The following is an 18,608-nucleotide window of genomic DNA, read 5'->3' as shown; positions in this document are numbered from 1 at the left end:
GCTCCTTTTCAATCATATTGCATATTTTTCGGTTAAAATTTTAATCGACTCATCGAGATACGGACCCGTCCGCTTTTCGCATGCGATTGCCGCATACGAGCGCATTGCGCCGTGGTAGTCGCTGCCTTCCGTCACAAGAAGTCCGTGCCGTTTTGCAATTCCCAGATACCGCTCTACATCGGCGTTCGAATGCGCCGGATAGTAAGCTTCAATACCTCCGAGCCCAATGCGTTTCAACTCCGCTGTGAGCATCTCGATATCATCCGTTCGTACGAACTTTGGGTGCGCAAGCACGGGGATCCCTCCCGTTTTGAGGATCATTTCAATGGCCTGCTGCGGATTTAATTTTCTGCGCTGCACATAACAGCTTCCCTCTTCATTCAGGTAACGCGTGAAAGCATCCTGCAAATCGCTCGCATATCCCTTCTCGATCAACGCCAGCGCCACATGCGGACGCCCGAGGGTGTTTCCTTTCGCGCAGCGCTCCACATCCTCGAAATCAATTTTCATGCCATGCTCTTGCACAACCCTGATGATCTCGTGTACACGCTCAACGCGCGAGCCGCGCAAATCATCCATCAATGCGATCAGTTCCTTATTCTCCGTGTCCATTCCATAGCCAAGGATGTGAAGCTCTCCCGTATGCCGCACAGAAAATTCCACGCCTGCCAGATACCTGACCTTCAGCTCCTTTGCCGTAGAAATTGCCTCGGGCTGGGAATCCATCGTATCGTGATCGGTAATGGCGGAAAGTTTCAGCCCCAGCTTCCGGCATTTTGTAATAATCTCTTTGGGCGTATCCGTTCCGTCGGACGCTGTCGAGTGCATATGTAAATCAATCATCTTTTGCTCCATAGTCACGGAAGGCGCGGTATATCGCGCCTTCCGTTATCCATTCATTTCATCGCCGCCTTGCGCCCTTAGGCCCAGCCGCTTTTTATAGTTTATTCTTCTTCCGGTTTGGGAGGTTCTACAATAATGGTTTCCACCGCTTCCGCATCCACAGGCTGCTCAGGCGGCGCGATCCATTCCGGCTCTTTTTCGGTTTTCTTTTCCTCGATCTCCCAGGAATCGGGATCGTCAACCGGATTTTCGTCGTCAAACAACCGTTGGAATTCCTCGCCGGTCAACTTTTCCTTGCGCATCAGCACTTCGCCAATGTTGACAACTTTACGCAGATTTTTGCTGAGGATATCCGTTGCCTTGGCATACGCGCTTTCAATAATGCGTGTTACTTCTGCATCGATGCGCGCGGATGTGCTTTCGGAATATTCGGGCGTCTGCCCAAAATCCTTACCAAGGAACACTTCGTGGCCGGACGCAAGGAACACCGGGCCGAGCTCGTCGCTCATGCCGTATTTTGTGACCATATCCTTTGCCGTCTCTGTCGCGCGCTGCAGGTCGTTGATCGCGCCTGTGGAAATATCTTTCAGCGTAAGCGATTCCGCAACGCGGCCGCCCAGCATCATGGTGATTTCATCCATCAAGCGGGACTTGAATACATGCTGCTTATCTTCCTCGGGCAATGTCATGGTATAGCCTGCCGCCATACCACGCGGAATGATCGATACCTCATGCACCGGATCGCACTTTGGAAGCACGTGCGCGAGAATGGCATGGCCCACCTCGTGATAGGCGGTACAGCGCCTGTCGTCCTCGGTCATCACACGGCTCTTCTTCTCCGGCCCGGCGATGACACGCGTAATCGATTCTTCGATTTCGCTCATACCGATTTTCTTTTTCCTGCGCCGCGCCGCAAGGATCGCCGCTTCATTCAGCACGTTCTCAAGATCCGCGCCAATGAAGCCCGGTGTCCGCCGCGCGATTACCTTAAAGTCCACTTCCGCCTCGAACGGCTTGCCCTTGGCATGTACTTTAAGGATTTCTTCCCGGCCCTTAACGTCCGGATAATTTACCGTGATCTGCCTGTCGAAACGTCCTGCGCGCAGCAGTGCCGGGTCAAGGATATCACGGCGGTTCGTCGCCGCCATCACAATGATTCCTTCGTTGACCTCAAATCCGTCCATTTCCACGAGCAACTGGTTAAGCGTCTGCTCACGCTCGTCGTGCCCGCCGCCGAGGCCCGCGCCCCTTTGACGTCCTACTGCGTCAATTTCATCGATAAACACGATGCAGGGAGCATTTTTCTTTGCATTCTCAAATAAATCGCGTACGCGGGACGCGCCCACGCCGACAAACATTTCCACAAAGTCGGAACCGCTGATCGAGAAAAAGGGAACCTTCGCCTCGCCCGCGACCGCCTTTGCAAGCAATGTTTTACCGCCGCCGGGAGGGCCAACCAAAAGCACGCCCTTGGGAATGCGCGCACCCAGTTCTTTAAACCTCGCCGGATTTTTCAGGAACTGCACGATCTCGACAAGTTCTTCTTTTTCCTCATCCGCGCCCGCAACATCAGCGAACGTTTTGTTGGTATCGCCACCGTCTGTCATACGCGCCTTGCTCTTGCCAAACGCCATTGCGCCGCCTGTGCCGCCCGCGCCGCCTTGCGCGCGCCGCATCAGCACAACCCAAAGCACCAGCAAAAGTACAATCGGAATCAGGTACGGCAACAGCTGTACAAAGAAATTCGGTTCCGGCGTAGGAACATAATTCAGCTTGAAACCATACTCTTCCGGGTTTGTACTTCCGGTAACTGCCGCCATATCCTGATTGAACTGCTGGATAGACGCAGGAATTGTCGTTGAAAAATCATATTTCTGTTCCGGGAACGCCTCGTCCGGTATCTCTGAATCTTTATACCGCCCTACAAGCGTACGCTCCTGGATTGCGATGTCTTTCACACCGTCTTCCTGCACCTTTTGCAGGAACTCTGAATACTGCAGCTCGTCCACCGTCGTCTGCTGCGGACTGCCCAGAAATTGCGCCGCCAATATGATTACTACGATAATGATAATATAGATCAACGGCCCTCTGAAAAATTTGCCCAAATTTCTATCCTCCTTCGTCACAACCCGCCTTTTGCCTTATGGGCAGAAGTTCGGTTGTTTCTGTTCTGCATGGCTTTGGTTTGCCGGCTGCGCTTTGCTGTACCTGCGCATCCGCCTCCCGCCTGCTTTCCCTGAAAGCTCATCGAGCTTCGCCGGGTGCTTCTTTTACGCCTTTTTAACCGGCAATCGCTAAAACGGCAGAAGCTTTTTAATATACTGTTTTCTTTGCCCTCTCGCCCGGGTCCGCCCTGCGGACGAACGCCTTGCCGTTCGGCCCCCACACCGCTTTCTTGTGCCCGTGCATCAAACCCCTCTGCTGCTTGCCACTAAGGTTCCGCTGCCCGTACCTGCACATAAAAAGCGGTTTTGCAGCATCTATTTTTCCCGCCACGTACCACGCGGCGCTATAGATAGCTACTGCACTGCTTTACCTTATATTATTACCTACTTTTTGCGGAATTCAAACCGCTTACAGTTCATTCGTAAATAGAACGCTTGAGCACGCCGACATGCTCGTAATTCCTGTATTTCGATGCATAATCGAGCCCATAGCCGACTACGAATTCATCCGGGATATCGAATCCGATATATTTAACCGGCACCTCCACTTCGCGGCGGTCCGGCTTGTTCAGCAGGCAGCAAATATTGATGCTTTCTGGCTGCCGTCCCCGGAGCTGCTCTGTCAGGTTATGCAGCGTCCATCCTGAATCAATGATATCTTCAATAATCAAAAGATGTTTCCCACGGATATCCTCCTGCATGTCATACTTGATTTGCACACTGCCCGTGGATGTGCTGCCCTTGCCGTAGCTCGAAACAGCCATAAAATCAATTTCCATCGGAATTTTCACCTGGCGCATCAGGTCGGAAAAGAATACCACGCTCCCCCGCAGGATTCCCACCGCAATCAGGTCCTTCCCTTCATAGTCGTTCGAAATCTGTTCACCGAGCTCTTTTACGCGCGCCTCAATCTGCTCTTTTGAAAGCAGTACCCTTTCAACGTCCCGTTCCACATAATGCTGCATATTCAGCTTTCTCCCCCATCAATTTCTTCTTTATTGCCGCAGCGGATATAGTTCATCCGCAGAATGCGTTTTGTTGTGTCGTCCACCTTGTAATCATCCCCGATCACATGGCCTACCGCCCAAATGATGCGGTTGCCGTCCGCAAGAAGCGGCGTTTTTTCCCGCTCTTCCCGCGTAAGCTTTTTATCGATAAAGTAATCCTTCAATTTTTTGCTTCCGCAGCTGCCGAGCGGCGCGATACGGTCGCCCGTATAGCGCGTGCGGAACATAAAATGCGCGGGCAGTTTATCGCGGTCAACATAGGCCGTATAAGGATCCTGATTGCTGAAATCACAGGCTTCCACTTGCTCGCATTCGATATAATCCCCAAACGGCGTTTCATTTTTCGCCTCGATATCAAACATACTACAAAAGCTATAATCAACCCGGCGGGCTGCAAAGCGGATCACCAGCGACCCATATTCCACTTCTGCGCAGAGCCCTCCCGCAAGATTAGCCCGCGTGCCCGTTCTGTTTTTCTTGGCCAGGCGCATAACCGCGCCTATATGCACGTTCTCAATGTCCTGCGTGACAAAAAGCTTCGCGCAGGCAATCTTGACCACCCGGTAGGCCACTGCCGGTGAAAGCGCGAGGAAGCGTTCAATGTCAATCTTCACACGATCGTCTTTTTGCGCGGCACATTCCGGGAATATGCGCTCCGCTTCGCCAAAGATAAACGCCGAATCTTCCCCGGCGATTCCGCTCAGGCGGTTGAGGGCGCCTGATACGTCGGGATTAATCCGCTCCCGAATCTGCGGCAATAATACATTGCGAACAAAATTGCGGGTATAGGCCGCATTTTTATTCGTGCCGTCTTGCACGTAGGGAAGACTCTTTTCCTGCACATATTCCATCACATCGTCACGCGATACGCACAAAAGCGGTCGAATAAAATTCCCGTTTCGCACGGAGATACCTTTGAGGCCGTCTATACCGCTGCCGCGCAGGATATGCATGAGTACGCTTTCCGCATTGTCGCCCGAGTGATGCCCTGTCGCAATTACGTCGACATCTTCGTTTTCAACGAGCGTATTGAAATAGGTCTCCCGCGCACGTTTTGCGGCTGTCTCTTCGCTCAGTCCCCATTCTTTTGCAAGCGCGGGCACATCTGCGGCGCCCATATAAAACGGGATGCCGTTTTCTTCACAAAAGCGGCTTACAAAATCCGCGTCATCAAGGGATTCCTGCCCGCGGATGCCGTGTTCGAAATGCACGCATGCCACGGAGCACGAAAAAAACGGCGCAAGGGACTGAAGGCAGGCAAGAAGCGCCATGGAGTCCGGCCCGCCGGAAACCGCCGCGCCAACAGTCTGCCCGAGGCCGATCAGCCCGTTTTCTGTTATAAAGTCCCTCACTCGTTCTTCCATATCAAATTTTTTCCCTAGTATATATAATATACTGAAGCGCCCTACTTTACAACCTCTAAGCGCAGGGATTTCGCGTGAATATTTTGTTAATATTATTATACTGCGCACACATGAACGCAATATGAATCAGGCGGACGGATGCAAAGAATATTTCGTTTCCGATACTATACCGCTACGGCACGGCGCATTTTTCCCCGGCTGATTCTTTATAAATGCGTCTCCAGGTAGACGCGCAGGTTTTCGCTTTGAAGCCCCAGCTTTTTGCGGATGCTGCTGCGGTGGTAATCCACCGTTTTTTTTGTAATAAACAATGTATCGGCGATCTCCTTACTGGTATACCCCTCCTTTATCATCGTGCATACCTGCAATTCGCGCGGGCTGAGCCGGTCGAACACGGACGGGCGCTTTTTTGTAATGGGATAGACGATCTCGTCTATCAGTCCTGCCACAATATTCAGGTCACGCTCCTTAACGCTTTTTTTCAGGTAGTTGAGGGACGGCCGGATATATTTTTCCACATTCTGCGTAATGGTCTGTTCCAAGTCTTCCTTGTAGCGTTCCCTCTGATTCAGGATTTCCATCAGCATATCGTTTTGCGCTTCCAGGTTTTCGTACAGCTCCGCCAGTTCGTTCATATTGGTCTCCACGCGCTTCTGGAAGGTGATATCCCGAATATACTCAATGATTAACACGACATGGCCGTTTTTGTCAAGGACAGGAACCGCATACAGCTTCTGCCACCCGGAATCCTTGCCGTCCGTCGTATACGGCACGAGATCCATCTGCGGCGCGGCGGTACGGATGGCACGGATCGTGGGGCAGCAGACACATGGCTCTGTGCGTCCGTGAAACACCTCATAGCATTTCTGGCCGAGCACATTGTCTTCGCCCGGATACCAGTGCAGCATAGACTTATTGACATAAATAATTTTAAAATCCGGCTTCAAAACGCTGATACCGTCCTGAATGCTGGAAAGGACCGCTTCGTAAAGCTCCGTATTGGACAGGAATTCGTCCTCCGTATCGGCGGAGATTGCGGTTGGTACATCGGGCTTGAATACCCATTCTGTGCTTTCAGCCATTTATTGTTTCCCCATACATCATACATCAATATTTTCTACGCCGGATGTGGCGCAGAATACGGTTCCCAGCCGTATCGGCCCGCCCGCATGCCCCCGCTTTCGGCACGCTTCACCAATGCGGCCCAATTATGTGCAGCCTGGCGCTTCAGGTGCGGCCATTCAGCCGCAAGGCTTGTGCCGCGGGAACCATCATGGTTTCAGTATAGGCCGCTCCCAGGCAAAAGTCAATCAAAATACCAGTTTTGCACTAGTATAAACAATGGATTTTTCCGGGATTGTAGGATCGTCTCCACAGGTTTATGATAGCAGTATCGAGGGGTTTTTACATTTTCAAAACGCAATAACTAAATATGGAGGGTGTTTAAGAATGGAAGAAAAAGAATTGTTGTTTACACCGATAAAAATCGGTACAAGAACAGCGTCAAACCGCATCGTGCTGAACGCAATGGAATGCTGCGACGCGCTCGACAACGGCGACCCGAGCCCAGCGACCTACAAACGTTATGAGGATTATTTTAAAGGCCAGGCGGGTCTCGTGATATTGGAGGCAATCACGCCCCAATATGATTACATTGCCAGAAGAAACCAGCTCTCAATCAAAGAACATAACCTGCCGGCGCTGAAAAAATTCATCGCCCACTTAAAAGAGATCAATCCCGATACGCTGATCTTTTTCCAGATCACACATTCCGGCGAAATCAGCAACAACGTATATTCGCAGCGCATCCGCGTAACGGAAGAACCGCTCCCGGGATATGAGGACGCCAAGCTGGTACGCGAAGATGAGATCGAGCAGGTTATCAAGGATTATGTACTCGGCTCTAAGTACGCTTACGAAGTCGGCGCAGACGGCGTTGACCTGAAGCTCTGCCACGGCTATCTCGGCAGCCAGATCCTTCGTCCGTTCAACAAAGACAACTGGAAATACGGCGGAAGCTGGGAAAACAGAAGGCAGTTTGCGATTGATATTTACGACCGCACGCGTGCCGCGATCCCGGACGAAAACTTCGTACTGGGCTCCAAAATCTCTGTTTATGAAGGCTTCCCAGGCGGCGTAGGTACGGCGGGCCCGGATACCGCATTGATGGATCTGACCGAGTCGATCGACCTTGTAAAGCAGCTCGAGGCACACGGCGCAAGCTATATCCTCCAGTCCGCAGGTTCCCCGTCCCACACGCTTGACCTTGCGCATCCCGACAGGAGGACGCCCGATTATGCTTACATGCACTTCTATTTCCAGAAGGTCTGCCGCGATGCCCTGAAGCCGGAAACGGCCGTAATCGGTTCCGCGTACAGCATTTACCGCGACGGCAAGCAGCCTTTCTGTGCGGTAAAGCCTGAAAAGAACAACCTGCGTTTCTGGGGCAATAAGAATATCAAAGAAGGTATTGTAGACGCGATCGCAATCGGCCGCCAGGCGTTTGCAGATCCGTACCTCCCGAAAAAGATGATGGAAGGAAACGAAAAAGATATCCACTGGTGCACGCTGTGCGATCATTGCGTGGAATTCCTGATCCGCCAGCATCACGTAGGCTGCGCAACATATGACCCGCACTTCACGGAAGAGTATGTCAAGATGATCAAAGAGGAAGGAAAGCTGAAAGCAAAACACACCTGATCCCGGAACGAAAACCGGCAGCAGGAGAAATATGGAACGGTCTATACTAAGCAGAAAGGTGGCAATATTATGGCAAGAACAATAGACGACGATTGCATCAACTGCGGAAGATGCGTAAAATTGTGCCCTGTGCACGCGATTCACGAAGGCGAAAAGCATATGGAGATCGACAGGGATAAATGCATCGATTGTTATGCATGTGAAATCGAATGCCCAACCCACGCGGCATATCCCGAATAAGAAATGGGAAAACCCTAAAGAAAAGAGGCTGTCTTTCTAAGAACAGCCCGAAAGGAAAAAACAGGCAAGCGCGCAAGCACTCGCCTGTTTTTTGTTGCAGAAGGTTCGGGGCTTGGGCAAGTCTGTGCAGGCCAGACGGCAAAGCCAAAGCAGCCGGACCCACGAGCATGTATCCGCTTTTCCGGATCAAGTCTTTCCGGCAGCTACACGACGTGTTTTATCTCCACAGCCCGTTTGGCGGCCCCCGGCAAATACCAGCCTTCCCGTTCCTTTCCGAATGGGAACTAACGTTCCCTGTCTACCGCGCCGCAATATGCGCTGCCCGGTCCGCTGTGGTTTAGCGCGCCCGCGGTGGAGTCCGTCATCATATCATAAATGGAATAAAATGCATTATGAGCTTGTCTGGAAAATTCCATCGAATTCGCTGCTGGACGCTTTTTTGAGTTCGCGGTTTTACCGCACGCGGAATGCGCGGCTGTATGAGTGGGCCTGCGGGCACACACGCCGCCCCTGCCCGCAAACAACAGCTTTGATTGATTACGATTACCCGCAATACCGGAAACGCTCATTTTGGGTGGTACCTCCAATAGCATATGCACATGGTCTATACATACCTCTGCTTCTATTATCTTCACTTCCTTCCATTCACATAATTTTCTCAATATTTCTCCTGCTTCTCTTCTTTTCTCCCCATAAAATGCCTGTCTTCTATACTTTGGTGCAAATACGATATGATATTTGCAGTTCCATTTGGAACCCTCCGTTTCTTTCCTTGCAGTTGTCAGGCCGCAAGGTTATTTTATCAAACGGAGGGGTTCTCTTCCCATAGCTTTAAGCTTTACGGAACCCCACGCTTAGCGCGGGGTTTTCATGATACAAAAAACCCCCGCTTTAAAAAGCAGGGGTTTCAGTAAGCCTTAAGTCTATCTCATTCTGCCTTACAAGGGACGCTTCGCACAAATGAAGCCGTTCCTGAACCAGGAACCAAATTCCCTTGTTACCATCGCATTCTGGCTCGAGGATGCATCGAGTACCATATTATCTCCAAGATAGATTGCCACGTGGCCGTCCATGCAAATAATATCGCCGCGCTGCAAATCGCTGATGCTGGTGATTGTCGGATAATCCGTATTTCTCCAGCCTGCCGACGTTCTATAGGGAACGTCATTGCCGCTTTCCCGGAGCGCATAGTAGATCAGTCCCGAGCAGTCAAACGAGTTCGGTCCTTTTCCTCCAAGCACATACGGCTTACCCAGCTGCGCTTCCGCAACTGCAATAAACGCTTCTACGGAGCCGGCATCCGCCGTATAGGAAGGTGTGTCGCCGGAATCCTCAGAAGAGGAAGAGTTATCTTCCGCGGGCGCGCTGTCTTCCTGTGAAGAATCGTTGCTTTCTTCTTCACTGCTGCCGCTGTTGCTGCTTTCCTCTTTGCCGGAATCGGAGGAAGTGTCTTCCTTGCTGCCGCTTTCTTCCTGCTTCGCTTCTTCCGAAGGTTCAGCAGGCTGCTTTGCCGCTTCCTTTTCCGCCTGGATCTGTTCATATTCAAGCGACTTTTCAGCCTGATCGGAGTAGAGCAGTTCCTCGGTCATGTGTCCGACGCTGCCGTCTTCCACAAGGCCGCTCATTCTCTGGAAGTACTTCACCGCTTTTTCAGTTTCTTCCCCGAAATAACCGGTTGCCTCAGAAATCGGGTAGCCAAGTTCGATCAGGCGTTCCTGCATGTTTTCCACATCCGCGCCTGCCGCGCCGAGCGCCATAGAATATTCTTTTGCGTTTTCAGAGAAGAGCAGCGCCATGGTCTCCGGGCCTGCTGCGCCGTCTACCGCAAGGCCGTGCTTGCGCTGGAAATACTTAAGCGCCTGGTTGGTCTGCGGTCCGAAATAGTCGGTTGTCTCATCCCGGCCCATGTAGTAGAGGTCCATCAATCTTTGCTGAATTTCACGGACTTTCTCATCGGTCATGCCTTCCATGTAGGTAACGACAGGCTGTTGCTCTTCCACCGCAGGCGTCTGCTCTGCCGGTGCTGCCGGCTGAGTCGTCTCACCCTGCGCTGTCACCGCCGAACTTTCGGATGCAACGGGAGCCGCCGACTGTGTTGTTTCCGTGAGTTTTGGTGCTTCCGTAGCCGCAGAGTCTGGCTGTTCTTCCGTTTCCTGCGGCTGTGCTACTGCCTGCACCTGTGCCGTAGGCTCCGGCTGCGGAGTCATCTTCATGTCTCCGGTTGCAGCCGACGCGATCATGATCGGAATCATCACCGAGGCCACAGCAACCGTAACCACCGTAAACAAACGTTTCTTCTTTCTGACGCGATAACGCACCGCCGCGCGGGACACGCTTTCGCTATTCGAGGAAACGTTGCCGTTACGTCTGGCTCTGACAAACGTTCTGTGTTTCCCAAATGGCTTAATCATGTTGGTCTCCTTTTTGTTCGCTTCCGCGAATTTGTTATGAGTATACTACATTTTTTTTGAGTTGTCTATAGTTTTTTAACTTTTTTGTAATATTTGCGTAATAAATAACCCATAATCTACCGTTCTAAAAGGCTTTTTTCGATTTTATGAAAAAATTATGGCCAATGTGAGTTCTCCAAATCTTTTCTGTCCGTTTTGCGCCTGCCGACATATGGTATAATAATGTATATTCATGAAAGGATATGGTTTATGGAACAGATTGACGCTATTATTTCGCAGCTTACTCTCGAGCAAAAAGCAGACCTTTGCTCCGGGCTCGATGCATGGAATACATTTCCCATAAAAGAACACGGTATTCCCAGCGTCCTGATGACAGACGGCCCGCACGGCCTGCGCAAACAATACGACGAAAGTACGGCCATGCTCGAGCAGTCCGTACCCGCAACCTGCTTCCCCGCCGCTTCTACAACGGCCTGTTCGTGGGACAGGGATCTTTTGCATGAAATGGGAGCCGCCCTCGGCAGCGAAGCGCGTAAACAGGGAATTTCCATGGTGCTCGGCCCGGGAATCAACATTAAGCGTTCACCCTTATGCGGCCGGAATTTTGAATATTTTTCCGAAGACCCCATGCTGGCAGGCGAACTTGGCGCGGCCATGATTCAGGGGATTCAAAGCACGGGGACGGGCGCATGCCTGAAACACTTTGCGGCCAACAACCGCGAATATTTCCGTATGGTTTCAAATTCAATCGTAGACCAGCGGGCCCTGCGCGAAATTTATCTTGATGGTTTTGAGCGCGCTGTCAAAAAAGGAAAGCCTTATGCAGTTATGAGCGCATACAACATGCTGAATGGCTCCTATTGCGGTGAGACTCCCGCGCTGATCCGCGATCTGCTTCGCGGGGAATGGGGATATGACGGCTTGGTGGTTTCCGACTGGGGCGCGTGCTATAACCGGGAAAAGGGAATCGCCGCGGGCCTCGATCTTGAAATGCCTTATTCCGGCGAAGAAAATACAAACCGTATTATGCGCGCCGTAAAAAGCGGCACGCTCGACGAAGCGGATCTGGACGCGTGTGTGCGGCGTATCCTCTCCTTTGTGTTCCGATGCGCGGAAAACAAGAAACTTCCTTACCAGTGCAGTATGGAAAAAAACCATGCGCTTGCGCGGCGTGCAGCCGCGGAAAGCGCAGTTTTGCTGAAAAACGACGGTTTCCTTCCGTTAAAACCCGGCACAAAGGTTGCCCTGCTTGGTCAGTTCGCAGAAAAACCGCGTTACCAGGGCGCAGGAAGCTCGATGATTCATCCTGCAAATCTTGAAAATGCAATGGACGCATTCCGCAGGCATGGAATTTGTTATACTTATGCGCAGGGATTTTCCCTTGAAAACGACACAGTGGATGAAGCGCTGGTTGCCGAGGCGGAGCGCACGGCGGGCGGCTGTGATGTTGCGGTCATTATTGCCGGGCTTCCCCCGCGTTACGAGATGGAAGGAATTGACCGGACGCACATGCATATTCCGCAAAATCAGGCTGAACTGATCGAGCGCATTTCCAAAATTAAGCCTGTTGTGCTTTTATTGTGTGGAGGTGCGCCGGTAGAAATGCCGTGGCTTTCTTCTGTTTCCGCCCTTGTAAACTGTTATCTTGGCGGAGAAGCCGGCGCGTCCGCAATGGCCCAAATCCTGACGGGGGAAGTGAATCCAAGCGGAAAGCTTGCGGAAACTTATCCCCTCCGGCTTGCCGATAATCCGTCTTACCATTTCTTTTCGGATGACCGGCATAACGTGGAATACCGCGAAAGTATTTATGTGGGATACCGTTATTACGACGCGGCGGAAAAGGACGTCCTTTTTCCCTTCGGTTTCGGACTTTCCTACACATCTTTTGAATATGCCGATATGCGCACGGACGCCGGAAGCCTGGCGCCCGGTGGCACAGTGACGGTCAGCGCCCTCATCCGCAACACGGGCGGGATTGCCGGGGCGGAAATTGTGCAATGTTACGTGCGCGCGGAAGAATCTCCTGTAAAGAAGCTATGTGGTTTTGAAAAGGTGTTTTTGCAGCCCGGTGAAAGCAAGCGCGTTTCCTTTACGCTTACTGACCGTGATTTTTCCTTTTTTTCGGATGGCTGGCGGCTGATGCAGGACGCGCACGTGCTGATTGGCGCTTCCTCGCGCGACCTGCGGCTGGGCGTCATTGTGGAAATCCCGGCCGGAGAGCCGCTGCCCGGATATCCGGTATCCGCGGACGGCCACTGGGATGCGGTGCAATTTTACAGCCTGTTTGAAAAAATCCCTCATATTACTTTCCGTATCCATCCGTTTACTATCAACGCCACATTAAAGGACTTTGATTCCGTCGCGATAGGGCGCACGGTGCACCGGCTGGTCTCCCGGTTTGTAGAAAAGCATATCGATCCGGGCGGATATATGGGCCATGAAATTATGCTCCAGCTCTTGGAAGAAAACCCGATGCGGGTTCTTGTATCCATGTCCGGCGGTTTTTTTACCTATGGAATGGCGCGCGGCGTACTGATGATTGTGAACGGCCAGATCTTTATGGGCCTGCTTGCCTTTTTCTCCGCCTACCGGAAACGCAGGAAGCAAAAAATAAAATCGAAAAAATAGTGTTTACTTCGAAAAACACAGGGTATATATATTATGTCACAGACGCCTACGGGCTGAAGTGGCGCCAAAACAATACATACCCCCAATCAGCAAAAAACCGGCCTTGCGCCGGTTTTTTGTTTGCAGGAAAGCAAATAGGGGTTCTTTGAATTTACTCTTCTCATTTACAGCCTTTATGTTATAATGTAATTTAATAACTTTCATTTGCATTTTTTGCGCAAGGAGATTTTCCTATGGAACAGAGAATTACGGAAGAACTGCATCGTTTGGGCGCTATGCATACCGCCCCCATCGAGGTAGCTAAAATCAAATTTTCACCCGAGCTGCGTACCTTGTGCGAGATGAACAGCTGCGGTGCATATGGCACAAACTGGGGCTGCCCGCCCGGCTGCGGCGAGGTAGATGAGCTCGCGCGCAAGGCACAGAAGTATCCGCGCGGCATTGTCTATCAATACGTCGGTGCGCTCGAGGATTCCTTCGACTATGAAGGAATGATGAAAGCCGGAAATATTTTCGGCAAGATATCGGACGGCATCCGCGCTTTTATGAAAGAAAATGCGCCGGATTCGCTCGTACTGGGTGCGGGCGGCTGCAACCTGTGCCCGGAATGTACCTATCCCGATGATCCCTGCCGTTTTCCCGACCGGAAAAACGTATCGGTGGAGGCATGCGGTATTAATGTATCCGTGTTATGTGCAAAATGCGGACTCGAATATATCCATGGCCCGAACACGGTGACGAATACAGGGGTTGTGCTTTTCAAATAGAAAGAACCTATACTTTATATCCGGGATATTTTCATACTGAACCTGCATCAAAAAAGCCGCGGGAAGGTCAATCCCACGGCTTTTATCAATGCTTTTCTTTATAATCCGGCAGGAGTTCAAGTGTCTCTTTCTCGTTCGCTCCTGCCGTAACCAGGAAAACCGTTCCAATCAGCACACCTGCCGTATATAACACTTTTTTCATCTTTTTCATTCCTGTTCCCTCCTTTATTTGATCATCGCGCATCTCGCATCCCGCATCAAGGCGCTTACTTGTTCGCTCTTTCCTTCTTTCTTTTCCTTTTTAAATACACCCGCAACCGTCCTCGTCCCCGTGTAAACCAGCGTCATGAGCACCGTCGCCCCTATAATCAACCAAAACAGAATTCGTTTCATGGTTTCGTCCTCCTTATCTTTTTCTGATTCTATCGTACTTCTTTGGACGAAATCCCGCTATTTCTCTTGCTTACAATAAGATTACGTTTTTGTAAGCAAGACATTTTCAAATCACAAAAAAGGCCCGCTTTTGGCAGGCCCTTTCAAAATCACTCTGTTTATTCGAATACCACAACCGCTTCCTGGTCTTTCAACCGCGGAAGCACCGTTTCCAGCACGCGCATATGGTGATTGAGATCCACAAGTTCGAGGTACGCCGTCTGTATGTCCTGCCCGATAACAAGATCCATATACTGCGGTTCACAGCATACCAGCACCGCTTTCTTGATCCCGAGAACCGGCGCACGGAATACCCGGCCTTCCACCATTGTAGAAACGCGGTCGATCTCCATCAGGCCTGTGCCCGGCTGGATCCGCTGGAGGTCAAGATAAAGGTCTGGGCTCAGTACCAGCGCATACCGTCCGAGAAACCCTTTGTCATTCAGCATAGTAAGGCCCCTGGCAATATCCGCGAACGCATTTTCACCGGTTGCCCAGTCCCCCCGTTTGATCTTATTGGCATGCGGCGCGTTAACGAGGCCCGTCAGCCCAAGCGCCTGGTTGCCGAAAAAAATCAGCTTATCTTCCCTGCGGGCGACTGATTCCGCAGCCGTCATGGCCGAGGATACATCCATTGGATATCCTTCTTTGCCGCTCGCTTCAATATCCCTCCACAAAAGGATAAAATCGTCATAGACCTGTGGAATTTCCGCATATTGCCTGCCTTCGGTCCGGACAATCCCGTCTTCGAAGGCCTCTGTTTTCTTTTTGCTGTCAATCGTGATGCTCTGCGCTCCCGCGCCAAGCGGCCCGAAGACGGTCAAAAAGCGGCGTCCTACCAAATTCCTGCGCGCCGTTTCAACAACAGCGCCGTCAATTTTTTCCCAAAGCGCCTCGCCAAAAGGCGCGCTGTCCCTCGATAAATAATCCATAACTGCTTCCTCCCTTACCTGTCAAGAAGGCTGCCCACAGTGGCTTTCACCGCTGCTTCATCCGGGGTACCCAACTTTTCCATCATTTCTTTGACTTCTTCTACGCCGGAAGCAAAATGTTCCGCTTCTTCCGGATCAAGATGCTGCAAAAGCGTCATCAATTCGCCAATGTGCGCTTTTTCCTCATCGCGAATATCCGCGAGCACCGTTTTTGCAACGATATCGTCCGTTGCCATAACATGCGCGTCATACAAATAAATTGCTTCCAGTTCTCCCGCAATATCGAGGCGTACCGCCTGTATGAGTTCTCCCTTGGTGATTTTTCTTTCTACATTTCCCGCAAACGGGTTTCCAAAACTTGGCATAATGTCAGCTCCTTTTTCTTTGATCGCCGCCGGCGCCAAGGGCGCCTATTCCACACGGCCTCTTTGTAGGTCTATACTTAAACTGGATTTTTGGCAGCAAAACGACAGGATACAAATTTTAATGAAGCTTAGTTTTTTAAACAGAGAGAATATAGAATGGATAGGGAGTCCATTTTAGCGGTCTTTACAATCACGCTTGCCCCCATATTTTATACGATAGGCGTTTTGGGGAACGAAAGAGCGGAATACCCCGGAAAAACATACGGCTGCTTTTTGGTGTGGCCTTGCGCTGGGTACCACCGAATCGCCTTCATATGCTCGGCCGCATCCGCCGCGCCGGTACAGCACAGTTCTCCGGAATGACAAGATTCCTGCACGGGATAACAGGCTGTTTCCGCAATTGCCCTGATGCTTTTCCATACGGCATGAGCCATTTACGTACCGGGGAAGGGCAGCAAAAAGCTGCGTTCTTCCTTTCAAATTCAGTATACTTGCGTGGGCTGTGCGGCTCATCCCGTATGTTTGGAACATGATTGTATCACTTGCGGAATCAAAAAACGGGATGCCTGCCGTTTGCAAAACAGGCACCCCGTTTTCCTGACAAATATAAATATTAAATCCCGCCAAATTCTTTGCGCGCTTCATAGAGCGCAATAACATTCTCTACGGGCACATCGCCTTCAAAGTCCTGGCTGGGCGCCAGGATATATCCGCCGCCCGGTGAAAGCGCACGGATGACGCGCACGGTCTCTTCGTATACTTCATCCGGCGTGCCGAGGGGCAGGACGCCCTGCGTATCCACACCGCCCTGAAAGCAAAGATCTTTTCCGAAATCAGCCTTCAGGCCATCGACTTCCATACCCGTAACCTTCTGGATCGGTTCAATGACATCCACGCCAAGCCGTATCAGATTGGGAATGATAGGCCGAATCGCGCCGCAGGAATGCTGGAGATAGTATGCGCCGTGCCTATGGGCAAGGTCCACGAACCGTTTCGTGTTTTCCGCAAAGAATTCATCCCACATACCGGGGCTGAAGAGCAGGCTGATTTGCGTACCATAATCATCGCAGCAACGCAGGATATCCACCCTGTCGCCTGCCGCTTCGAACATGCGCTCATAAAGCTCGAGGCTTGCATCGCAGTAACGATTCAACATTGCCTTGATCAGATCAGGCTTTTCATACATGTTGATATAGAATTTCTCCGCATCATACATCTGTGTAAATACCTGGTATGGCCCCGGCCATCCTATGCGGATTGCTTTATCTTCGTGCCTGTCGCAAAATTCTTTTACCGCATTGTAATCGTAGTGGTCCGGATTGAGCCAGCCGTCAAACTTTTCAAAATCTTCCCATGTTTCAATATGATCGTAAGGCAGATGGATAATATGCATATTGTATTCCACGCCATTCCATTTTTTCACATAACGGAAACCCATCGGATGGGTGAATACTTCTTCCCCGTCTTCATTGACATAATTTTCATTTTCCGGACCGATATAAGGCGGCATATCCAAAATTCGCGTATCGATTTCAAGGATATCCATAACCTCCTCTTCCGTTTCCACGCCAAAATGCTTTTTCAGGTTATCCCATTCTGTTTCCACGCACTGCATGGTAGATGGAATCCTGTCAGTTGGCTTATGCTCAATCGTTGCGCGTATACGTTCCTTTGACGTCATCATACTTCCTCCTTATGGCTGTTTTACCTCTTTTTCCATGAGTATATCTGAAATTCCATCCATCTTCTATGGACAGCCTTATCAAAAAATTGTATAATCTTTACATTATATAAAATTCTTTTCAGGATGGATTTTCCATGAAAAACCGCTATTTATCAGCTTTTTCTCAAATCGACGCAAATTTTCATCATGAGATTCTCTATATTTCTCCACGCCCTTTTGAAGGGGATAGTCTTTTTTACCGGGTGAACCGTGCAGGCGTGGTGCGCCGTACGCCTTCCACATTCCACATCCGCCGTAACGAAACCTATTGTTTTGGCGTCGTGCACTGTGTTTTCAGGGGAAACGGCGGCGTTGTTTTCAGAGGAAAAGAATATCCGCTCTGTGAGGGACAGCTTTTTTTGCTCCCGCCTTACGAGCGGCACGAATATTGGAGTGAAGGAGACAATCCGCTCGGCCTATGTTTCGTGGAATTTTATGGCGGGAGCACAGCGCGCCTCATGGACCATATCCTCGACCATTCCGGACCCGTATTTGACGGAACCGTATTTTCAGACACCCTCACCTATATGATATCCATTCTCTCCCGTTTGCAGGCAGGCGACTGGCTGAATGTAAATCTTGATTTATACGGAATGCTCACGGCGTGGTGTGCAAACATCCGTGAGGATGACCCGCAGAACGAAATCGTCCGCTATGTGAACGCACACTTTACGGAAAATCCTTTACTAGAAGAGCTTGCAAAACAGTTTGGATATAATCCCGCTTATTTTTCCCGCAAATTCAGACAATTAACCGGCATGCCCCTTTCCCAGTATATCCTTGGCCGCAAGATCAGCCGCGCGTGTTATCTTTTAATCGCAACGAAAAAATCACTCGAGGAGATTGCGGAAACGTTAGGGTTTTACGATGTGAGCCATCTGATCCAGCGCTTCAGGCAGGTGGAAGGAGTGACCCCTGCGCAATACCGCAGGCAGAATCACGGCCTGGCGGGATAAGGCTGGTCCAGCGGCATCACCCCTTTGGGACCCTTCCGCTTAGTGGGGGACTTCGCTTCGCAATCAAAAAAAGCC

General features: G+C 50.9%; 16 protein-coding genes and 1 pseudogene. 5 read left to right on the top strand and 12 right to left on the bottom strand.

The window, feature by feature from the left end; translation table 11 throughout:
• Positions 1-12: 12 nt before the first annotated feature.
• The 5 genes from H8S18_RS10555 to H8S18_RS10535 form a co-directional block, all read right to left on the bottom strand.
• Positions 13-843, bottom strand: coding sequence for a PHP domain-containing protein (locus tag H8S18_RS10555; RefSeq protein WP_186858228.1), 831 nt, complete (start codon positions 841-843; stop codon positions 13-15).
• A 101-nt stretch (positions 844-944) separates the two neighbouring features.
• On the bottom strand, positions 945-2,948 hold the full coding sequence (ftsH, locus tag H8S18_RS10550) for an ATP-dependent zinc metalloprotease FtsH (RefSeq protein WP_186858227.1): 2,004 nt from the start codon (positions 2,946-2,948) through the stop codon (positions 945-947).
• Positions 2,949-3,424: 476 nt separating this feature from the next.
• Positions 3,425-3,973 carry a hypoxanthine phosphoribosyltransferase gene (gene hpt, locus H8S18_RS10545; protein WP_186858226.1) on the bottom strand — a complete coding sequence of 183 codons (549 nt, stop codon included), beginning with the start codon at positions 3,971-3,973 and terminating at the stop codon, positions 3,425-3,427.
• Positions 3,974-3,975: 2 nt separating this feature from the next.
• The gene (gene tilS, locus H8S18_RS10540; RefSeq protein ID WP_186858225.1) at positions 3,976-5,379 is read right to left on the bottom strand and encodes a tRNA lysidine(34) synthetase TilS; all 1,404 of its coding nucleotides are present in this window, start codon (positions 5,377-5,379) and stop codon (positions 3,976-3,978) included.
• A gap of 206 nt (positions 5,380-5,585) precedes the next feature.
• Positions 5,586-6,461 (bottom strand): LuxR C-terminal-related transcriptional regulator, encoded by an 876-nt coding sequence (locus tag H8S18_RS10535; RefSeq protein WP_186858224.1) that lies wholly within the window; start codon positions 6,459-6,461, stop codon positions 5,586-5,588.
• A gap of 367 nt (positions 6,462-6,828) precedes the next feature.
• On the opposite strand from H8S18_RS10535, the gene H8S18_RS10530 reads away from it, so the two are divergent.
• Entirely contained in the window at positions 6,829-8,079 is a 1,251-nt protein-coding gene (locus H8S18_RS10530; protein WP_186858223.1) for an oxidoreductase, read from the top strand.
• Positions 8,080-8,148: 69 nt separating this feature from the next.
• Complete coding sequence (locus tag H8S18_RS10525) at positions 8,149-8,319, top strand: DUF362 domain-containing protein (protein WP_186858222.1); 171 nt, start codon at positions 8,149-8,151, stop codon at positions 8,317-8,319.
• A 545-nt stretch (positions 8,320-8,864) separates the two neighbouring features.
• On the opposite strand, the pseudogene tnpA reads toward H8S18_RS10525, so the two are convergent.
• Both tnpA and H8S18_RS10515 read right to left on the bottom strand, forming a co-directional pair.
• A pseudogene (gene tnpA / locus H8S18_RS10520) lies at positions 8,865-9,104 on the bottom strand (IS200/IS605 family transposase); the annotation flags it as partial.
• Positions 9,105-9,257: 153 nt separating this feature from the next.
• Complete coding sequence (locus H8S18_RS10515; RefSeq protein WP_186858221.1) at positions 9,258-10,730, bottom strand: C40 family peptidase; 1,473 nt, start codon at positions 10,728-10,730, stop codon at positions 9,258-9,260.
• Between the two features lie 249 nt (positions 10,731-10,979).
• Between H8S18_RS10515 and H8S18_RS10510 the strand changes: the two genes are divergently transcribed.
• Together H8S18_RS10510 and H8S18_RS10505 are read left to right on the top strand one after the other, a co-directional pair.
• Positions 10,980-13,358 carry a beta-glucosidase gene (locus tag H8S18_RS10510; RefSeq protein WP_186858220.1) on the top strand — a complete coding sequence of 793 codons (2,379 nt, stop codon included), beginning with the start codon at positions 10,980-10,982 and terminating at the stop codon, positions 13,356-13,358.
• Positions 13,359-13,591: 233 nt separating this feature from the next.
• Complete coding sequence (locus tag H8S18_RS10505; RefSeq protein WP_186858219.1) at positions 13,592-14,125, top strand: DUF2284 domain-containing protein; 534 nt, start codon at positions 13,592-13,594, stop codon at positions 14,123-14,125.
• Positions 14,126-14,210: 85 nt separating this feature from the next.
• On the opposite strand, the gene H8S18_RS14855 is transcribed toward H8S18_RS10505, so the two are convergent.
• From H8S18_RS14855 to H8S18_RS10485, 5 genes are all read right to left on the bottom strand, one after another.
• A complete protein-coding gene (locus H8S18_RS14855; RefSeq protein WP_279288461.1) occupies positions 14,211-14,336 on the bottom strand; it encodes a hypothetical protein in 126 nt (41 codons plus the stop codon).
• 14 nt (positions 14,337-14,350) lie between these two features.
• The gene (locus H8S18_RS10500; RefSeq protein WP_186858218.1) at positions 14,351-14,518 is read right to left on the bottom strand and encodes a hypothetical protein; all 168 of its coding nucleotides are present in this window, start codon (positions 14,516-14,518) and stop codon (positions 14,351-14,353) included.
• 158 nt (positions 14,519-14,676) lie between these two features.
• Positions 14,677-15,489: a family 1 encapsulin nanocompartment shell protein gene (locus tag H8S18_RS10495; RefSeq protein WP_186858217.1), complete on the bottom strand. Its 813-nt coding sequence runs from the start codon at positions 15,487-15,489 to the stop codon at positions 14,677-14,679.
• 14 nt (positions 15,490-15,503) lie between these two features.
• On the bottom strand, positions 15,504-15,854 hold the full coding sequence (locus H8S18_RS10490; RefSeq protein ID WP_186858216.1) for a demethoxyubiquinone hydroxylase family protein: 351 nt from the start codon (positions 15,852-15,854) through the stop codon (positions 15,504-15,506).
• A 613-nt stretch (positions 15,855-16,467) separates the two neighbouring features.
• Positions 16,468-17,538, bottom strand: coding sequence for a uroporphyrinogen decarboxylase family protein (locus H8S18_RS10485; RefSeq protein ID WP_243165123.1), 1,071 nt, complete (start codon positions 17,536-17,538; stop codon positions 16,468-16,470).
• 134 nt (positions 17,539-17,672) lie between these two features.
• Here H8S18_RS10485 and H8S18_RS10480 point away from each other — a divergent pair, with 134 nt between their 5' ends.
• Complete coding sequence (locus tag H8S18_RS10480; RefSeq protein WP_186858215.1) at positions 17,673-18,533, top strand: helix-turn-helix domain-containing protein; 861 nt, start codon at positions 17,673-17,675, stop codon at positions 18,531-18,533.
• Positions 18,534-18,608 lie beyond the last annotated feature (75 nt).

Source organism: Christensenella tenuis (assembly GCF_014287795.1).
Taxonomy (GTDB): Bacteria; Bacillota; Clostridia; order Christensenellales; family Christensenellaceae; genus Christensenella; species Christensenella tenuis.
The sequence above is the reverse complement of the archived record's forward strand: the minus strand, read 5'-3'. Positions and strand labels throughout refer to the sequence as shown.

Bases quoted from the DNA above. Each gene is read 5' to 3' on its own strand.
- H8S18_RS10555 (WP_186858228.1), bottom strand. From the start codon at position 843: ATGATTGATTTACATATGCACTCGACAGCGTCCGACGGAACGGATACG.
- hpt (WP_186858226.1), bottom strand. From the start codon at position 3,973: ATGCAGCATTATGTGGAACGGGACGTTGAAAGGGTACTGCTTTCAAAA.
- tilS (WP_186858225.1), bottom strand. From the start codon at position 5,379: ATGGAAGAACGAGTGAGGGACTTTATAACAGAAAACGGGCTGATCGGC.
- H8S18_RS10535 (WP_186858224.1), bottom strand. From the start codon at position 6,461: ATGGCTGAAAGCACAGAATGGGTATTCAAGCCCGATGTACCAACCGCA.
- H8S18_RS10530 (WP_186858223.1), top strand. From the start codon at position 6,829: ATGGAAGAAAAAGAATTGTTGTTTACACCGATAAAAATCGGTACAAGA.
- H8S18_RS10525 (WP_186858222.1), top strand. From the start codon at position 8,149: ATGGCAAGAACAATAGACGACGATTGCATCAACTGCGGAAGATGCGTA.
- H8S18_RS10515 (WP_186858221.1), bottom strand. From the start codon at position 10,730: ATGATTAAGCCATTTGGGAAACACAGAACGTTTGTCAGAGCCAGACGT.
- H8S18_RS10510 (WP_186858220.1), top strand. From the start codon at position 10,980: ATGGAACAGATTGACGCTATTATTTCGCAGCTTACTCTCGAGCAAAAA.
- H8S18_RS10505 (WP_186858219.1), top strand. From the start codon at position 13,592: ATGGAACAGAGAATTACGGAAGAACTGCATCGTTTGGGCGCTATGCAT.
- H8S18_RS14855 (WP_279288461.1), bottom strand. From the start codon at position 14,336: ATGAAAAAGATGAAAAAAGTGTTATATACGGCAGGTGTGCTGATTGGA.
- H8S18_RS10500 (WP_186858218.1), bottom strand. From the start codon at position 14,518: ATGAAACGAATTCTGTTTTGGTTGATTATAGGGGCGACGGTGCTCATG.
- H8S18_RS10495 (WP_186858217.1), bottom strand. From the start codon at position 15,489: ATGGATTATTTATCGAGGGACAGCGCGCCTTTTGGCGAGGCGCTTTGG.
- H8S18_RS10490 (WP_186858216.1), bottom strand. From the start codon at position 15,854: ATGCCAAGTTTTGGAAACCCGTTTGCGGGAAATGTAGAAAGAAAAATC.
- H8S18_RS10485 (WP_243165123.1), bottom strand. From the start codon at position 17,538: ATGATGACGTCAAAGGAACGTATACGCGCAACGATTGAGCATAAGCCA.
- H8S18_RS10480 (WP_186858215.1), top strand. From the start codon at position 17,673: ATGAAAAACCGCTATTTATCAGCTTTTTCTCAAATCGACGCAAATTTT.